Below are 16727 nucleotides of genomic sequence, written 5' to 3' on the forward strand. Positions count from 1 at the left end.
CCGAAACTGCTCGGAGCATACACAAGCAATTGCCCGGACCAAACTGCTGCTGATCAATAAATCGCCAAATTTTTCAACCGCCGACGCCACTGAAAATGCTCAAGGCACGCCCCGCCAGCGCCTGCAGCCGATGACTGACCGGTCGTCCTTCGCATAACTTTCATCGGTTAAAGCGAAGCGGGGTTTGCCCGGTGTGTCGCGGCCCCCTAGAATGCCCCGATGCGCGATGATCTCTCCCTTCTGCTGAACTCCCTCAACGATGCCCAACGCCAGGCCGTAGCTGCCCCCGTGGGTCGTCAGTTGGTCCTGGCCGGTGCTGGTTCCGGTAAAACCCGAGTGCTGGTGCACCGTATCGCCTGGTTGATCCAGGTCGAAAACGCCTCGCCCCACTCCATCCTGTCGGTGACTTTCACCAACAAGGCTGCTGCCGAGATGCGCCAGCGCATCGAGCAGTTGATGGGTATCAACCCGGCCGGCATGTGGGTCGGCACCTTCCACGGCCTGGCGCACCGCTTGTTGCGGGCGCACTGGCAGGAAGCGGGCTTGAGCCAGACGTTCCAGATTCTCGACAGCGATGACCAGCAACGGCTGGTCAAGCGAGTGATCCGCGAACTCGGCCTGGACGAACAGCGTTGGCCGGCCCGTCAGGCACAATGGTTCATCAATGGCCAGAAAGACGAAGGTCTGCGCCCGCAACACATCCAGGCCAGCGGTGACCTGTTCCTGGCGACCATGCGCGGCATCTATGAAGCCTACGAGGCTGCCTGCCTGCGTGCGGGCGTCATCGACTTCTCCGAATTGCTGCTACGCGCCCTCGATTTGTGGCGCGATCACCCAGGCCTGCTGGCTCATTACCAAAAACGCTTCCGGCACATTCTGGTGGACGAGTTCCAGGACACCAACGCCGTGCAGTACGCCTGGTTGCGCCTGCTGGCCAAGGGCGGTGACAGCCTGATGGTCGTAGGCGACGATGACCAGTCGATCTACGGCTGGCGTGGCGCGAAAATCGAAAACATCTACCAGTATTCCGAAGACTTCCCGGACGCCGTAACCATCCGCCTGGAGCAGAACTATCGCTCCACCGCCGGCATCCTGAAGGCCGCCAACGCCTTGATCGCCAACAACACCGGACGCCTGGGCAAAGAGCTGTGGACAGACGGCGGCGAAGGCGAAGCGATCAACCTATACGCCGCGTTCAACGAACACGACGAAGCACGCTACGTTGTCGAAACCATCGAAAGTGCGCTGAAAACCGGCTTGTCTCGCAGCGATATCGCGATTCTGTACCGCTCGAACGCCCAATCGCGCGTTCTCGAAGAAGCCTTGTTGCGCGAGCGCATTCCGTACCGCATCTATGGCGGCCAGCGCTTCTTCGAACGCGCCGAAATCAAGAACGCCATGGCCTACCTGCGCTTGCTCGAAGGCCGCGGTAACGATGCCGCGCTGGAACGGGTGATCAACGTGCCGGCCCGTGGCATTGGCGAGAAAACCGTCGAAGCGATCCGCGACCATGCACGCCACAGCGATGTGTCGATGTGGGAGGCGATGCGCCAACTGGTGGCCAACAAAGGCCTGACCGGGCGTGCGGCCGGTGCCCTTGGCGCGTTTATCGAGCTGATCGAGAATCTCGCCGCCAAGTGCATGGAAATGCCCCTGCACCTGATGACCCAGACCGTCATCGAGCAGTCGGGGCTGATCGCCTATCACGAAGCGGAAAAAGGCGAGAAAGGCCAGGCCCGGGTAGAAAACCTTGAGGAACTGGTCAGCGCCGCGCGCAACTTCGAAAACACCGAAGAAGACGAAGAACTGACGCCACTGGCAGCGTTCCTCGGTCACGCATCGCTGGAGGCCGGCGATACCCAGGCCGATGAGCACGAAGACAGCATCCAGCTGATGACCCTGCACAGCGCCAAGGGCCTGGAGTTCCCCTACGTGTTCCTGGTGGGCATGGAAGAAGGCCTGTTCCCGCACAAGATGAGCCTGGAAGAACCCGGCCGCCTTGAGGAAGAACGTCGCCTGGCCTACGTCGGCATCACCCGGGCCATGCAGAACCTGGTGATGACCTATGCTGAAACCCGACGCCTTTATGGCAGCGAGACCTACAACAAGGTGTCGCGTTTCGTACGCGAAGTTCCGAAAGGCCTGATTCAGGAAGTGCGCTTGTCCAACAGCGTCAGCCGTCCGTTCGGTGGCAACCAGTCGATGAGCGGCAGCAACCTGTTCAGCGGCAGCGAGATTCCGGAAACCGGCTTCAGCTTGGGCCAGACTGTGCGCCACTCGATCTTCGGTGACGGAGTGATCCTCAACTTCGAAGGCGCCGGGGCCCAGGCCCGGGTGCAGGTGAACTTCAGCGAAGGCAGCAAGTGGCTGATGCTGGGGTATGCCAAGCTGGAAGCGATCTGATCACCCGATACAGGACCTTTATGGGACCGGGCTTGCTCGCGAAAAACGATAACGCGGTATGACTGGATGACCGCGGTGCGCCCATTCGCGAGCAAGCCCGCTCCCACAGGGTTGCGTGTGGACTTACAGACATTGATCTGAACAAGGTGCAAAAAGCATGGGCTCAGGTTTCTTTTCTTCCTGGACATTCTGGGCCCTGTTATCGGCGGCATTCGCCGCAATGACCGCCATTTTCGCGAAAGTCGGCATCGAAAACGTCAATTCCGACTTCGCCACCCTGCTACGCACGATAGTGGTATTGGTCAGCCTGGCCTTGATTTTGTACGCCACGGGCCAATATCAGTCATTGGGATCGATCTCTGCAAAGAGCTACCTGTTCCTGCTGTTGTCTGGCCTGGCCACCGGTGCATCGTGGATCTGCTATTTCCGCGCCCTCAAGGTCGGTCCGGCGTCACTGGTTGCCCCAGTGGACAAACTCAGCGTGGTGCTGGTGGCTGTTCTTGGCGTTGTCCTGCTGGGTGAAAAACTCGACCTGCGCCAATGGGGCGGAATCGGCCTGATCACGGCCGGGGTGGTCATGCTGGCGCTACGACGCTAAGCGACCGCCCTACAAACCCTGTCCACTCATCTGACAGATAAAAGTCAAAAGGCCTTCTTGCACTGACTGAAGCTGAACACGACCTGTCAGGCAAAAGCCCGAAACACTCTGCCGCTAGCCAGTAACACTTCAGCTGTGCAACATGGCGCGCGTGCCTTCCACAAATGGGAATTCCCTTTATGAAACGTTTTCTTAGCATCGCCATGGCGTTGTGCATCGGCCTGACGATGAGTCTCGACGTCAATGCCGCCAAGCGCTTCGGTGGTGGCAAAAGCGCAGGCGCTGCGCCGACGCACCAGACCAGCCAGATGGCTCCTTCTTCTCCAGGCATGGGCGGCGCCGCGGCGACCGCTGGTGCTGCCGGTGCCGCTGGCGCCGCCGCCAAGGCCGGTGGTGCTTCGCGCTGGCTCGGCCCTCTGGCCGGTATCGCCGCCGGTGGCCTGCTGGCCTCCATGTTCATGGGTGACGGCTTCCAGGGCATGCAGATCTTCGACATCCTGATCATGGCGGTCATTGCGTTCCTGGTCTTCCGCTTTATCGCCGCCCGTCGTCGCAAGCAGCAGGAGCACTACGCTCCAGCCGGCCACGCGCCGATGCAACGTGAGGCGTTCGAACAAAAGCCTGCCGGCGGTTCGATCTTCGGTGGTTCGGCAGCGCCTGTTGCCGCTCGTCCAGTGATCAACGCTCCAGCCTGGTTCAACGAAAGAAACTTCGTCGAAGCGGCGCGCAATCACTTCCAGTCCCTGCAACAGCACTGGGACGCCAATGAAATGGACAAGATCGCCGAGTTCGTGACTCCGCAAATGCTGGAGTTCCTCAAGCGTGAGCGTGCCGACCTGGGTGACGGCTTCCAGTCCACCTACATTGATAACCTCAATGTACAACTGGATGGCGTGGACGATCGCGCCGACAAGACCATTGCCACCCTGACCTTCACTGGCATGTCGAAAACCTCGCGTTTCGACCAGGGCGAAGTCTTCAGCGAAAGCTGGAACATGGAACGTGCACAGGGCGAAAACCAGCCTTGGCTGGTGGCAGGTATCCGCCAGAACGGCTGATTACCCTCCACGTTTAACTTGCTGCAATAAAAACCCCGGCTCAGGCCGGGGTTTTCTATTTCGCGGTTGCATCTATAGCGAGCTACTGTATAAACCGCCCCATATAAACCGCGCCATACAAGCAAGAGGATCCCGGACGTGGAAGAAATCATCGAACAATTGCGTGAAGCCAACGAACCGGTACCGGTCCCCTTGGAATTGCCTGACGAAGACCAGCTGGTGGAAATCGAAGAACAACTGTTCATCGACATTCCGTTTGTCTTCAGAGAGTTTCTGCTGACCGTCAGCGACGTGGTCTACGGCAGCCTGGAACCGGTCACCGTGACCGATCCGCAATCCCACACCTACCTGCCCGACGTTGCCGCCAACGCCTGGGACGCCGGTGTCGATCGCAGCATGATTCCGATTTGCCAGGACGGTGACGACTACTATCTGGTCGAAGAAGACGGCACCGTGGTGCTTTGGCAGGCCGAAGAAGAGCTGATCGCCGAAGAAACCTGGGAATCGGTGTGGCACTGGGCACGGGACGTCTGGCTGGAAAGCTGATCCAGCCAGTGCCGCAAGGGTGGTCAATGCCCGGACGACTCCTTGTGGTTATCGAGGGTTTCCAGCAACGCCACCTGCATCCGCGTGTGCACACGAATGAACCAGCGCCACAACAGCGCCGCCACGGCGGCCGCGACCACGGCGATCAGTACCAGCAACTTGTTGGTCGGCAGAATACTGGCCGACAAGGCTGCCAACAGCAAAAAGATCACCAGCAACGACAGGATCGGGATCACTTCGGCGATGACCCTACGCACTCGCTGCGTGTGACGCCCGGCCATCTCCGGCTTAACGCCCATCTCCGCCAGTAACATCGACAGTGCCTTGAGCTTGCGGTACGCCGCAATCAAAAAAGGCAGCGACAACAACAGGGCCCCACCCCAGATCAATGCCTTCTGCCAGCTTGGGTCGCTGATCCAGCCTTGCAAGTAAGCCGACATGCGCTCGGCGAAGAACGCCCCCGAGAAAAAGATCGCGATCACCAGCGCCAGATTGACCCCAACCTGCAGCAAAATTCTTCTGATCATCGACGCCAGCAAGGCCCCCTCGCCCTGTGGCTGAATGCTGCGCAACCATTCGCCGTACATCCCCAGCACTCGCCCCAGACGTTCGGGCATGATCTCGCCAAGCTTGATCGACAGAGGATCCGCTGCGCGAATCAGATAGGGCGTCAGTAACGTGGTAATCACCGATACCGCCACGGCAACCGGGTAGAGAAAATTACTGGTGACCTGCAACGTCATGCCCAGCGCCGCGATGATGAAAGAAAATTCGCCAATCTGTGAAAGCCCCATCCCGACCCGCAGTGAGGTGCGTCCGTCGTTGCCGGCGATAAACGCACCGAGGCCACAGGACAGCATCTTGCCGAGCACCACGGCTACGGTGATTACGGCGATTGGCCACGCGTACTGAAGCAGGATCGCCGGATCAAGCATCAGCCCGATGGCCACAAAGAAAATCGCACTGAAGAGATCACGAACCGGCTCAATCAAACGCTCGATTTTCAGCAGTTGCCGGGACTCAGCCATGATCGCGCCGATCAGGAACGCCCCCAGGACCATGCTGTACTCAAGCTTGACCACCAGCAGGCAGAAGCCAAAACACAGGCCCAGCACGGTAATCAGCAGCATTTCGTTGCTTTCGAACCTGGCGACGTAGGCCAGCAGGCGCGGCACCATCAGGATGCCAATGACCAACGCAACGATCATGAACAGCGACAGTTTGCCGACCGTGGAAAACACTTCGCCGGAGCTGACCGTACCGCTGACGGCGATGCTGGACAGTAACGCGATAATGCCGATGCCCAGGATATCTTCGACGATCAGCACACCGAATATCAGCTGTGCAAATCGCTCGTTCTTCAACTTCAGATCATTGAGTGCCTTGACGATGATGGTGGTCGAGGAAATCGCCAGGATCGCGCCGAGGAATAGCGAGTCCATGGTGTTCCAGTCGAACCAGCGACCGATTTCGTAGCCGATCCAGATCATCAGCACGATTTCCAGGAACGCCGCGATGAATGCCGTGGCACCCACCTTGAACAACTTGCGCAGGCTGAACTCCAGGCCGAGGCAGAACATCAGGAAAATCACCCCGAGTTCGGCCAGGGTCTTGATGGTCTCTTCGTCATGGATCAGGCCGAATGGCGGAGTGTGCGGGCCAATGATGAAACCGGCGACGATGTAGCCCAGCACCACCGGTTGTTTCAGGCGATGGAATACCACGGTTACCACGCCTGCGATCAACATGATCACTGCCAGATCCTGAATGAAACTGATGGCATGCATGGCGTGAGACTCCCTGGATGACATGGCTCGATCCGCGGACGTAGGAAAAGTCTGATCGAGCAGAACAAGAATCGGAATTGCGCGTAGGAAAGGCCCTTGTGGCAGGGCTTTTTGCAGGGTAACACCGCGACTTCTGGCAAAAAGGCGGTGCAATATATGGAAACAGATCGATCCGGCGTGACGGCGACCCTGCACCCGGCGTCCCGATAACTGTTGGTTTGAAAAAACCGCCGAGGCACCCGCAGAGGTGCATCCCTCAAACCTGGCCTTGACCCGTGAGAATGCTATGGAACCCGGAAACGCCCAGCTGTCGATGACGGTATTGATGACCCCTGACATGGCCAACTTCTCTGGCAATGTTCACGGCGGCACCCTGCTCAAATACCTCGACGAAGTGGCCTACGCATGCGCGAGCCGTTATGCCGGTCGCTATGTGGTGACCCTGTCGGTGGACCAGGTCATTTTCCGCGAGCCGATCCATGTCGGCGAACTGGTGACCTTTCTCGCCTCGGTGAACTACACCGGCAACACCTCCATGGAGGTTGGCATCAAAGTGGTGACCGAGAACATCCGCGAACGCTCGGTGCGTCACACCAACAGTTGCTTCTTCACCATGGTCGCGGTGGATGACCAGCGCAAACCTGCCCAGGTACCGCCGCTGCAACCGGACAACAGCGAGAGCAAGCGCCGCTTCATCCAGGCTCAACAGCGTCGGCAGATTCGTCAGGAACTGGAAAAGCGTTATCAGGAGATCAAGGGCGACGCCTGAGTTATTCAGGCAGGCTGATGGTGTTCTCTAGATAGCTTTCGCGAGCAAGCCCGCTCCCACACTGGATCTGTGCAACACCAAAGATCAAATGTGGGAGCGGGCTTGCTCGCGAATGGGTCCAACGCTCAATCAGAGGCTGATCGGGGTCGCTTCGAACCGCACCCGCGGATGGGCAATCCGGTCCTGAGCCCGAACCAGTTCCAACTCGTAGCTGGCACACGCCTGGGTTTCCAGCAGCACTTCATGCACCGCCGACGCCGTGAACTCGAACGCGGCCACCAGGCTATCGCCTAACAAAACGCGCGCCAGGAACAGCCCCGACGTCAGATCGCCCACACCCACCGGCTGACGCGGGAACGCCAGCAACGGGCGCTGCAAATGCCAGCTGCCTTCGGCCGTCACCAGCAGCATCTCGAAAACCTCTGTCGATTTGCCTGGGTAGTCCAGATGCTTGACCAGCACTGCTTTCGGGCCGCGCACCAGCAATGCACGCGCCATTGCCAGGCAATCGAACAGCGACTGCGGCTTGCGCCCGGAAAAACTGTCTAGTTCCAGCTGGTTCGGGCACATGAAGTCCGCCACGGCGGCGGCCTCTTCCAACAGGAAATCACTGACCTCCGCCGGAACACTGCAGCCCTTCTCCGGATGTCCCATGACCGGATCACACAGGTACAGCGCCTTGGGATTCATCGACTTGATCCGCGCCACACCCGTCAAAATCGCTCGGCCCTGGGCCGCGCTGCCGAGGTAACCGGAGAGCACCGCATCGCAGTTGCCCAGCTCGCCAATCGCCGCGATACCTTCGACCAGGTCGGGAATCTGCTGCGGCGCCAGCACTTCACCGGCCCACTGGCCGTACTGGGTGTGATTGGAGAACTGCACGGTGTTGAGCGGCCAGACATTCACCCCGACCCGTTGCATCGGGAAAACCGCGGCACTGTTGCCGGCGTGACCGAATACCACGTGGGACTGGATAGCGAGCAAATGCGGTGTACGTTTCATGCGGTGGATTTCCGTAAAACGATTGAAATTCTAGCCGCGCAGTATGCGACTAAACGCAGCCTGTACGACAGACCAGCGACGCAGTTAAGCTGACACTATCTTGTTGGAGCACCCTGTTGATGCTGACCCTTGGAAATATATTCGTGCTGATGCTGTTCGCCACTGCTGGCGCATGGTTATGGCACAACCACGGCTTGCGCGAGCGCGCGCTGGAGCGGGTCAAGCAGCATTGCGGCAAGCTCGGGATCGAGTTGCTGGATGGCAACGTGGCCTTGAAAAGAATCGCCTTTATCAAAGATGCCAGTGGTCGCCGACGCCTGGCCCGCGTGTACAACTTCGAATTCACCGTGACCGGTGAAACCCGCCACAACGGCACCATCACTCAGTTCGGCGCCCACAGCGCACAGATTGAACTGGCGCCCTACCCGGTCCCGTTCGATGAAACCGAACCAGTGGTCGATGTGGTGAAGCCACGCGCGGAAGTGATCGAGCTGAGCCAGTGGCGTCAGGATCATACCAAGTGGCGGCCTTGAGCCGTTAACCCGATCCGGATCGGCACGCTGCCAGCCCACTTCGCAGTCTTTCTGCATCCTGCGCCTCACTGAAAATCAGCTCGATACGCGAATCCTGCCGCCATTCACTGGGTTTCCAGTCCAGCGCCGAGTTATCCACCGCGTTCGCCGAGACCCAGCCGTGGGCGCTGTGGATAACCAGCTTCGCCCGCCTCCAGGCAAGGCTTTCAAGCCAATGGCCAACCAGAGCAGCATCAAACACCTGGCTTGGGTGCCAACGCCATCCGATGCTCCAGCCTCCGTCCTGTTCCTGACTCAAGCAAATGGGCAGCGCGGGATCGCTCCAGACTGCCGGCAGCTGCGCCAATCCCTTGGGCAAAACGAAGTTATCCACACCTGCCCGCGCTTTGGCATTCAGCCCCGGCAACTCGCTCAAGGGTAAAGCCGCCTGCTGCGTCCAGCACAGGGGGAGCGGCGGCAATTGCCCGGCGATTCGCTGGCGGCCTTCTTCTTCAAGACCTTCAGATTTGTTCAGCAGTAACAATCCCGCATGGCTCAGCGCTTGCTGTTGCGCCTGCGGCAACGGTTTTCCAGCGGCAAGCGACTGGGCGTCCAACACCAGCACGCATGGCTGCACAGCCAAGACGCCTTGCCACGGCGCTTCGCTCAATTGCCTGAGCAGCTGCGCAGGATGGCCCAGCCCCGAGGGTTCGATAAATAACCGATCCGGACGCGCCTTGCGCAACAAACGCCCAAGACCAATCTGAAACGGCGCACCGTTGACGCAACACAGGCAGCCCCCGGCCACTTCCCCCAGTGCGATACCATCAGCGTCCCGGGTCAGTAGCGCAGCATCGAGACCGATCTGGCCAAACTCGTTGATCAACACCGCCCACCGCTCACCGGCCGGGCGCTGGGCCAGCAGGTGCTTGATCAGGCTGGTCTTGCCGGCGCCCAACGGGCCGGCAATGACATGAGTGGGGATATTCTGCAGCATGGTCGATGATTTCTGAGGAGGTAATGGATGCGGTTGATTGGCTTGTCGTTGCTCCTGGCACTCGTTTCAGGCGAGGCGCTGGCCCAGGCTTGTGTGGTTCACAGCCAGGCCGAGCGGCTTGATGTCCAGGTTTGCCAGCAGAACCGCACCATCCCGCCAAAACTCTTCGCCGATGGTTTCTGCCAGCCGAACCTGGCGGGGCAGAAAGTCGATGTGCGGTATGTCGATCAATGTCCCGTCGGCGCATTTGGTATCTGCAGCAACGCCCAAGTCGCCAATATGCCCTACCGCCAGGATATTCACTATTACGGCGTTGCCACCGACGCGGCGTATTTGCAGCCGTACTGCGAGGCCCAGAGCCAGGGCACCTGGCTCAAGCCTTGAAGCGCCAGTAGTGGATCAGGCGGCTTCTTCATACCAAGGGCCGAATGGATCAGGGAGCAAACGCCAGCCCTCTACGCCCAACGCCATTTCTTCATCGGTCAGCAGGCAGGCATCCAGTTCGGCCGTGAGTAACGTGAAGTCGATGTTCTGGCCGATGAATACCAACTCCTGGCGACAGTCCCCGCTGTCGGCGGTCCAGTGCTTCATGATCCCGGTGGTACTTTCCGGGTCCTGCGGCCATTGGTTTTTCGGTACGTAACGCCACCAGCGCCCGGCAAAACCATAGCGCATCAAACCGCCGGCCTGGGACCAACTGCCAGCGTCCCTGTGCTTGCTCGCCAGCCAGAAAAAACCCTTGGAGCGCAGCAGCTTGCCGTTGTCCCAGGGGCCATCGATGAAGTTGAAGAAACGCTGCGGATGGAACGGCCGGCGTGCCCGGTAAGCACTGGAAGCGATACCGTACTCGTCGGTTTCCGGCACGTGTTCGCCGCGCAGCTCCTGCAACCATCCCGGTGCCTGAGCAGCCTTTTCAAAGTCAAAACGACCGGTGTTGAGAATTTTATCCAAGGGGATTTCGCCCATCACCATCGGAATGATTTCCGCCCGGGCGTTGAGCCGTTCAAGTATGGCGATCAGTTCCTCGCGTTGGTGGCTGCTGATCAAGTCGATCTTGCTGAGCAAAATCACATCGGCGAACTCGACTTGCTCGATCAACAGGTCGGTGATCGAACGCTCGTCCTCTTCCCCTAGTGTTTCTCCCCGGGAGGCCAGGCTTTCGGCAGCCTGGTAATCGAGCAGGAAGTTCATGCCATCGACCACCGTGACCATGGTGTCCAGGCGTGCGATGTCGTTGAGGCTCTGCCCGTTTTCATCGCGAAAGGTGAAGGTTTCCGCCACTGGCAGGGGTTCGGAAATACCTGTGGACTCGATCAGCAGGTAGTCGAAGCGACCTTCCTTGGCGAGTTGACTCACTTCCTTGAGCAAATCTTCACGTAACGTACAGCAAATACACCCGTTACTCATCTCAACCAACCGTTCTTCAGCGCGATTAAGGCTGACATCACGCTGAACTTCGGTGCCATCGACGTTGATTTCGCTCATATCGTTGACGATTACCGCAACCCGTAAACCATCGCGATTACGTAGTATGTAATTAAGAAGTGTACTTTTCCCGGCACCAAGAAAGCCGGAGAGAACGGTCACGGGGAGTCGATTGGACATCTGCATATTCCTCACAGGGATGCCCGGTCGCTGCGTCGGGCTTTAGGCAATGTTATAGTATAACTATACAAATTAACCATCCCCTTGCTCAACAGGGCAAAGGACAGGATGCTGAACGTCGCTCCCTTTGTGAGATTCCCCATGCGCAACGCCCTGAAACCTGCATTGATCATGCTGTCCCTGCTGGTGGCTGCCGACGCGATGGCCCAGATCCCGAGCCTGGCCAAGTGCACCCGCAGCGCCAATCTGCTGGCCTGCGTGGATGCGGATGGCAACGCCTACAGCGTCAATACCGCTGGCAGCACCCTCTATCTGCGGGGTTTCGAGACAGCCGGAAAACGCTATTGGGTGCAGACCAACAGCCGCTACGGTCAATTTACGTTTTTCACCGGCATCGCTTCCGATGGCGAGGCCTGGGGTTGGCTACAACCAGCGCATCGGCTGGACCACGATCAACCGGTTTTCCAGCTCCGGCGGCAGCAGCGCCAAGTTCACCTGCAGCCGGATCGCTGGCTGTTAGGCCTGCGTATTTTTCTGCTCCTGCTGCCAGGCGAGGTAGCTGTTGATCGGCGGATTTTTCTGGAAGTAGCGCTGCAACCCTTCGAACAGGCCGTCCGCCACCGCTTGCTGATGGCGTGCGGTCACCAGCCGCTGACTGTCGCGGGCATTGGAAATGAAGCCGGTTTCGACCAGGATCGACGGCACATCCGGCGACTTCAACACCGCGAAGCCTGCCTGTTCCACGCGCTTCTGATGCAAGGTGGTGATACCCGCCAGGCTACCGAGTACGGTGCTGCCCAGCTCCAGACTGGCGGCGAGGGTGGCGTTCATCGACATGTCGAGGATGACCCCGGCGAGCATCGGATCCTTGTCCTTGAGATTGAGCAGGCTCGTCGCACCCAGCAGGTCCGCGCCGTTCTCTCGTTGCGCCATGAAACGCGCAGTGGCGGAGGTTGCGCCGCCTTCAGACAGGCAGTACACCGACGCGCCTGATGCCGTGAGACGCGGCGCCGCATCGGCGTGTACCGAGATGAACATGTCGGCATTGTGCTTGCGGGCGATGTCCACGCGCTTGCGCAACGGCACGAAGAAATCGTCATTGCGCACCAGTTTCACGTCGAATCCTTTTTCGCGCTTCAGGCGCCTGGCCAGCAACTGAGCGATGGACAGCACAACGTCTTTTTCTCGCTCGCCTTTGGCCCCGATCGCTCCCGGATCCTTGCCGCCATGGCCGGGATCGACCACCACGATGATGTCGCGCTTGGGGTGGGCCTTGGTTGTGATCACTGCGGGCGCTGCTGGCGTCGCTGATGGCAACGCAGCGGTAGCCTTCAGGTCGAGCACCAGCCGATGTCCCTGCCCATCCTGGGGTGGCAACAGGAAGCTGTCGAGCTGCACCGGCTCACGGAGGTCGAGGACGACCCGCGTATCGCCCTTGCCGAAATGCCCGGAGCGAATCGAACGGATCACACCATCGCCCAGGGCCAACTGACTGAAGTCGCCGCTGAGGCCGGCGCTACAGAGGTCGATGATCAGTCGCTCTGGGGCACTCAACGAGAAGGTCTTGTACTGCACCGGTCCGCTCAGATCGAACACCAGTCTGAGCTTCCCGTCCGTGTGCCAAAGCCTTGCGTTACGAATTTGCGAAGCCGCCGCGCCGAAGGGTAAAGCGAAGGCCGCGCTGGCGAGAATCAAGTTGAGCAGGTGGCGTCTGTGCATGATGAAAGCCTGTTCATGAAAAAGGCATCGTCGATTGTATTGTTATACTATAACATGGCAATTCAACTCCCACGATGGACCTGCTCATGAATGCGCTGACTCTGCCGGATATCGCCGCGCAGGCCTCACGCCAAGCCCTGCCACTGGAGTGGGTGGGCATGTGCGGCATTGCTCTTCCTGTTTTGTTTGATGGCCAACGACTGAATGCAAAGGCCGATGCCGGCGTGAGCCTCGACGATGGCAATGCGCGCGGCATTCATATGTCACGGCTCTATCTGGCGCTTGAGTTGTTGGAGCAGGAACGCCTCTCTCCGGCTTTATTGCGACGGGTTTTGCAGCGTTTTCTTGAGAGCCATGAGGGGCTATCCAGCAGCGCTCACTTAACCATTCACGCCGATGTGTTGCTGAAAAGGCCGGCTCTGATCAGTCCATTGGCAGGTTGGAAAAGCTATCCGGTCAGCATCGAAGCGCGCTTGAAAAACGCAATGTTCCACGTGGAACTAAAAATCGACCTGCCTTATTCCTCAACCTGTCCATGCTCTGCGGCCCTTTCTCGACAGTTGATTCAGCAGCAATTCGTCGACGATTTCGCCAACAAGTCACTGCAACACGCTGACGTTTTAGCGTGGCTTGGGACCACGAACGGCATCGTCGCTACACCTCACAGTCAACGCAGCAACGCAAAGTTGCGCGTGCGGCTGGCTGATTTTTTGGACGAGTTGCCTCTGATCGCCGTCATCAACGACGCCGAAGCCGCACTCGGTACAGCTGTTCAAACAGCAGTAAAACGCGCCGACGAACAAGCCTTCGCCCTGGCCAATGGTCAGAACCTGATGTTCTGCGAAGACGCCGCACGCCGTTTGAATCAGGCCCTGAAACGCTCCACCGGCATCAATGCCTTCCACATTCGTGTGATCCACGCCGAAAGCCTGCACGCCCATGACGCCGTAGCCGAAAGCCGATTCAACTGGGAGGTCGCATGATTGCTTGCCACGCTTTGCGCTGGGGCGCACCGGGCCAACCACTCACCCCAGCGCTGAACCTCGAACTGCCGAGGGGCAGCCTGACCGCCATCATCGGTGCGAACGGTTCTGGCAAAAGCAGCCTGCTGAAAGTCATCGCCGGCTTGCAAAAACCGTTGGCCGGAAAAGTGCGACTGAATGTTCCATTCAAGGGCGGCGTGTCGTTCCTGCCCCAGCAACAACACTTGGACAGGCAATTTCCGATCAGCCTTCAGGCATTGGTCGCCGCCGGTTTCTGGGGCAACATACAATCCCCGGAGATCCGTAGCCAACGACTGAATACCGTCCTCGAAAACTGGTGCCTGAAGGGTCTGGAAGATCGGCCCTTGATGGCCCTCTCCGGCGGTGAATTGCAACGTGCCCTGCTCGCCCGTTTGAGCCTGACCGACGCACCTTTGCTGCTACTCGATGAACCCCACGCGGCCCTCGATGAATGGGGTCAAGAGTTGCTCTGGAAGCACCTGCACGAGTGGCACCACGAAGGCCGGACACTGATGGTCGTGTGCCATGACCTCGCCGCTGTCCGCGACCACATCCCCCACACGTTGCTGATCAAAAGCAGCGGTTGCGTACTCGGTTCGAGCTTCGAACTGATCCGCCAACAACCACGAGCGCAGGTGGCCTGATGATCGCTGCCGTGCATCTCTGGCAACCCTTCCACGAATTCGTCTTCATGCGGCGGGCGTTGCTCGGTGGCTTGGTCCTGGCGTGCAGCACGGCGCCCCTGGGCGTGTTTCTGATCCTGCGGCGCATGAGCCTGATTGGCGATGCCGTCGCCCACGGCATCCTCCCGGGTGCGGCCTTGGGTTTCTGGTTTGCCGGATTGAGCCTCCCGGCATTGACCATCGGCGGCCTCGGTGCCGGCCTGAGTATGGCCGGCCTCGCGGCCTGGATTACCCGACGCACCGGCCTGCGAGAGGACGCCAGCCTTGCAGCGATCTACCCGATTTCCCTGGCCATCGGCGTGCTGATTCTCGGCATCGCCGGCAAGCGCCTGGACCTGTTGCACCTGCTGTTTGGCTCGGCGCTGGCAGTAGACGGCCCGACCTTGACCGGCATGCTCTGGGTCTCGGGCCTGAGCCTGATTGCCATGGTATTGATCTACAAACCACTGTTGCTCGACACCCTCGACCCGCTCTTTCTGCAAACCGTCAGCCGCCTCGGCCCACTGGCCCACGGCGTGTTCCTGACGCTGGTGGTGCTGAACCTGGTCATCGGTTTCCAGGCGATCGGCGCGTTGATGGTAGTCGGCCTGATGATGTTGCCGGCGGCTGCAGCGCGCTTCTGGAGTCGCCGCTTGCCTGTGCTGATCGTCATTGCCGCCTTGCTCGGCAGCCTCTCGGTATGGCTCGGTCTATTGATCTCGTTCTACTTCTCGCTGCCCAGTGGCCCGGCAATCGTGCTGGTGGCCGGTGCTGGATATTTGTTGTCCGTGGTGTTCGGGCCGGTACACGGCTTGCTGCGCCGCCCGCCTTTGCTCACATCCCAATGAGGTGTTACCCGATGCGCGCTTTACTCGTGCTGTTCAGCTTGATGGTGTCGATGTCGCTGTCTGCCGCCGAAAAACTTCAGGTGGTCACCAGCTTCAGCATCTTGGCCGACATGACCCGACAGGTCGGCAAGGATCATGTCCAGATCACCAACATGGTCGGCCCGGACGCGGATGCCCACACCTACGAGCCGACACCGGACGACGCCAAGGCACTGCTCAAAGCCAGGCTCATCATCAAGAACGGCCTGGGTTTCGAGCCCTGGCTCGATCGCCTGGTGACGAGCACAGAGACCCGTGCGCCGGTCATCAGCGCGAGCCACGGTGTCATACCGCGTAGCCTGGATGAAGACGGCGAAAACGTTCCCGACCCGCATGCCTGGCATAACCTGGCGAACACCGAGTTGTACATCGCCAACATCACCAAGGCGCTGATCGCCGCTGACCCGGCGAACACCGCCGACTACGAGCGCAACAGCAAGGCGTACCTGAAACAGGTCTACGCCCTGCTCGCCGAAGCCAAGGCCAAACTCGGCTCGCTGCCACCGGGCAACCGCAAGATAGTGACGTCCCATGACGCCTTCGGTTATCTCGGCCAAGCCTACGGCATCGAGTTCATGGCGCCTCAAGGCCTGTCCACCGAGCGCGAACCTTCAGCCGCGGAAGTAGCCGCCCTGATCACCCAGATTCGCCAGGCCAAGGTCAAGGCGGTGTTCATGGAAAACATCAAGGACGCGCGCCTGCTCAAGCAGATCGCCGATGAAAGCGGCGCGCAGATCGGCGGCACTTTGTACTCCGATGCGCTCGCGGCGAGCGGTCCGGCCAGCACCTTCACCGGGTTGTTCGAGTACAACCTCAACACCCTGTACAACGCGTTGAGCCAGCCATGATCCGCAAGAATCCTTCCGGAGATTTACCGCTGATTGCCGAGTCGGCCTATGTCGACAAGACGGCGATCATCTGCGGCAAAGTGGTGATTGGCGAGAACGTGTTCGTCGGGCCCTACGCGGTGATCCGCGCTGACGAAGTCGATGACTCAGGTGACATGCAGCCGATCACCATCGGTGCCAACTCGAACATCCAGGACGGTGTGTGTTGCCGCTGACCGAAAACTGACCCAGTAAAGGCTGTTCTGCCGACTGAAAACTGACCCAGGTGTTCAACTGCTTCTGCTCAATTTTTGAGCAGGAGAACACAGGGTGATCAGCATGGAAATGATG

At 59.4% G+C, this 16727-nt stretch carries 16 protein-coding genes and 2 pseudogenes; 13 read left to right on the forward strand and 5 right to left on the reverse strand.

Annotation, left to right across the window (positions count from 1 at the left end):
* Positions 1–219 precede the first annotated feature (219 nt).
* The 4 genes from uvrD to KGA88_RS22860 all read left to right on the forward strand — a co-directional run bounded on the left by uvrD (position 220) and on the right by KGA88_RS22860 (position 4605).
* Positions 220–2403: a DNA helicase II gene (gene uvrD, locus KGA88_RS22845; RefSeq protein ID WP_223594440.1), complete on the forward strand. Its 2184-nt coding sequence runs from the start codon at positions 220–222 to the stop codon at positions 2401–2403.
* A 157-nt stretch (positions 2404–2560) separates the two neighbouring features.
* The gene (locus tag KGA88_RS22850; protein WP_007971691.1) at positions 2561–3001 is read left to right on the forward strand and encodes an EamA family transporter; all 441 of its coding nucleotides are present in this window, start codon (positions 2561–2563) and stop codon (positions 2999–3001) included.
* A gap of 179 nt (positions 3002–3180) precedes the next feature.
* A complete protein-coding gene (locus tag KGA88_RS22855; protein WP_223594442.1) occupies positions 3181–4059 on the forward strand; it encodes a Tim44 domain-containing protein in 879 nt (292 codons plus the stop codon).
* Positions 4060–4197: 138 nt separating this feature from the next.
* Positions 4198–4605 (forward strand): SMI1/KNR4 family protein, encoded by a 408-nt coding sequence (locus KGA88_RS22860; RefSeq protein ID WP_110657681.1) that lies wholly within the window; start codon positions 4198–4200, stop codon positions 4603–4605.
* Positions 4606–4628: 23 nt separating this feature from the next.
* Here KGA88_RS22860 and KGA88_RS22865 read toward each other — a convergent pair whose 3' ends face one another.
* Positions 4629–6392 carry a cation:proton antiporter gene (locus tag KGA88_RS22865; RefSeq protein ID WP_110657683.1) on the reverse strand — a complete coding sequence of 588 codons (1764 nt, stop codon included), beginning with the start codon at positions 6390–6392 and terminating at the stop codon, positions 4629–4631.
* A 286-nt stretch (positions 6393–6678) separates the two neighbouring features.
* Here KGA88_RS22865 and KGA88_RS22870 point away from each other — a divergent pair, with 286 nt between their 5' ends.
* On the forward strand, positions 6679–7161 hold the full coding sequence (locus KGA88_RS22870) for an acyl-CoA thioesterase (protein WP_007971685.1): 483 nt from the start codon (positions 6679–6681) through the stop codon (positions 7159–7161).
* 129 nt (positions 7162–7290) lie between these two features.
* Here KGA88_RS22870 and pdxY read toward each other — a convergent pair whose 3' ends face one another.
* Entirely contained in the window at positions 7291–8163 is an 873-nt protein-coding gene (gene pdxY, locus KGA88_RS22875) for a pyridoxal kinase PdxY (protein ID WP_223594444.1), read from the reverse strand.
* Positions 8164–8282: 119 nt separating this feature from the next.
* On the opposite strand from pdxY, the gene KGA88_RS22880 reads away from it, so the two are divergent.
* Positions 8283–8696: a DUF3301 domain-containing protein gene (locus KGA88_RS22880; RefSeq protein ID WP_110657687.1), complete on the forward strand. Its 414-nt coding sequence runs from the start codon at positions 8283–8285 to the stop codon at positions 8694–8696.
* 4 nt (positions 8697–8700) lie between these two features.
* Here KGA88_RS22880 and KGA88_RS22885 read toward each other — a convergent pair whose 3' ends face one another.
* Positions 8701–9672, reverse strand: a complete 972-nt coding sequence (locus KGA88_RS22885) for a CobW family GTP-binding protein (RefSeq protein WP_223594446.1) — start codon at positions 9670–9672, stop codon at positions 8701–8703.
* 27 nt (positions 9673–9699) lie between these two features.
* Here KGA88_RS22885 and KGA88_RS22890 point away from each other — a divergent pair, with 27 nt between their 5' ends.
* On the forward strand, positions 9700–10056 hold the full coding sequence (locus tag KGA88_RS22890; RefSeq protein WP_110657691.1) for an NADH:ubiquinone oxidoreductase: 357 nt from the start codon (positions 9700–9702) through the stop codon (positions 10054–10056).
* 15 nt (positions 10057–10071) lie between these two features.
* On the opposite strand, the gene zigA is transcribed toward KGA88_RS22890, so the two are convergent.
* Positions 10072–11277, reverse strand: a complete 1206-nt coding sequence (zigA, locus tag KGA88_RS22895) for a zinc metallochaperone GTPase ZigA (protein ID WP_223594447.1) — start codon at positions 11275–11277, stop codon at positions 10072–10074.
* Between the two features lie 141 nt (positions 11278–11418).
* Between zigA and KGA88_RS22900 the strand changes: the two are divergent.
* A pseudogene (locus tag KGA88_RS22900) lies at positions 11419–11797 on the forward strand (glutamine synthetase).
* On the opposite strand, the gene KGA88_RS22905 reads toward KGA88_RS22900, so the two are convergent.
* Positions 11794–12996 carry an N-acetylmuramoyl-L-alanine amidase gene (locus KGA88_RS22905; protein ID WP_223594450.1) on the reverse strand — a complete coding sequence of 401 codons (1203 nt, stop codon included), beginning with the start codon at positions 12994–12996 and terminating at the stop codon, positions 11794–11796. The pseudogene KGA88_RS22900 and the gene KGA88_RS22905 sit on opposite strands and share 4 nt — an antisense overlap.
* A gap of 86 nt (positions 12997–13082) precedes the next feature.
* On the opposite strand from KGA88_RS22905, the gene folE2 reads away from it, so the two are divergent.
* The 5 genes and pseudogenes from folE2 to KGA88_RS22930 form a co-directional block, all read left to right on the forward strand.
* Positions 13083–13979 (forward strand): GTP cyclohydrolase FolE2, encoded by an 897-nt coding sequence (folE2, locus tag KGA88_RS22910; RefSeq protein WP_223594452.1) that lies wholly within the window; start codon positions 13083–13085, stop codon positions 13977–13979.
* On the forward strand, positions 13976–14644 hold the full coding sequence (locus KGA88_RS22915) for a metal ABC transporter ATP-binding protein (protein WP_223594454.1): 669 nt from the start codon (positions 13976–13978) through the stop codon (positions 14642–14644). The genes folE2 and KGA88_RS22915 overlap by 4 nt, the downstream gene beginning before the upstream one ends.
* Complete coding sequence (locus KGA88_RS22920) at positions 14644–15510, forward strand: metal ABC transporter permease (protein ID WP_223594456.1); 867 nt, start codon at positions 14644–14646, stop codon at positions 15508–15510. Before KGA88_RS22915 ends, KGA88_RS22920 begins: the two co-directional genes overlap by 1 nt.
* Positions 15511–15521: 11 nt before the next feature.
* Positions 15522–16397, forward strand: coding sequence for a metal ABC transporter substrate-binding protein (locus KGA88_RS22925; RefSeq protein WP_223594458.1), 876 nt, complete (start codon positions 15522–15524; stop codon positions 16395–16397).
* A pseudogene (locus KGA88_RS22930) lies at positions 16394–16600 on the forward strand (carbonate dehydratase); the annotation flags it as partial. The gene KGA88_RS22925 and the pseudogene KGA88_RS22930, both read left to right, overlap by 4 nt.
* Positions 16601–16727 lie beyond the last annotated feature (127 nt).

The sequence above is a fragment of the Pseudomonas sp. A-R-19 genome, assembly GCF_019956575.1.
Taxonomy (GTDB): Bacteria; Pseudomonadota; Gammaproteobacteria; order Pseudomonadales; family Pseudomonadaceae; genus Aquipseudomonas.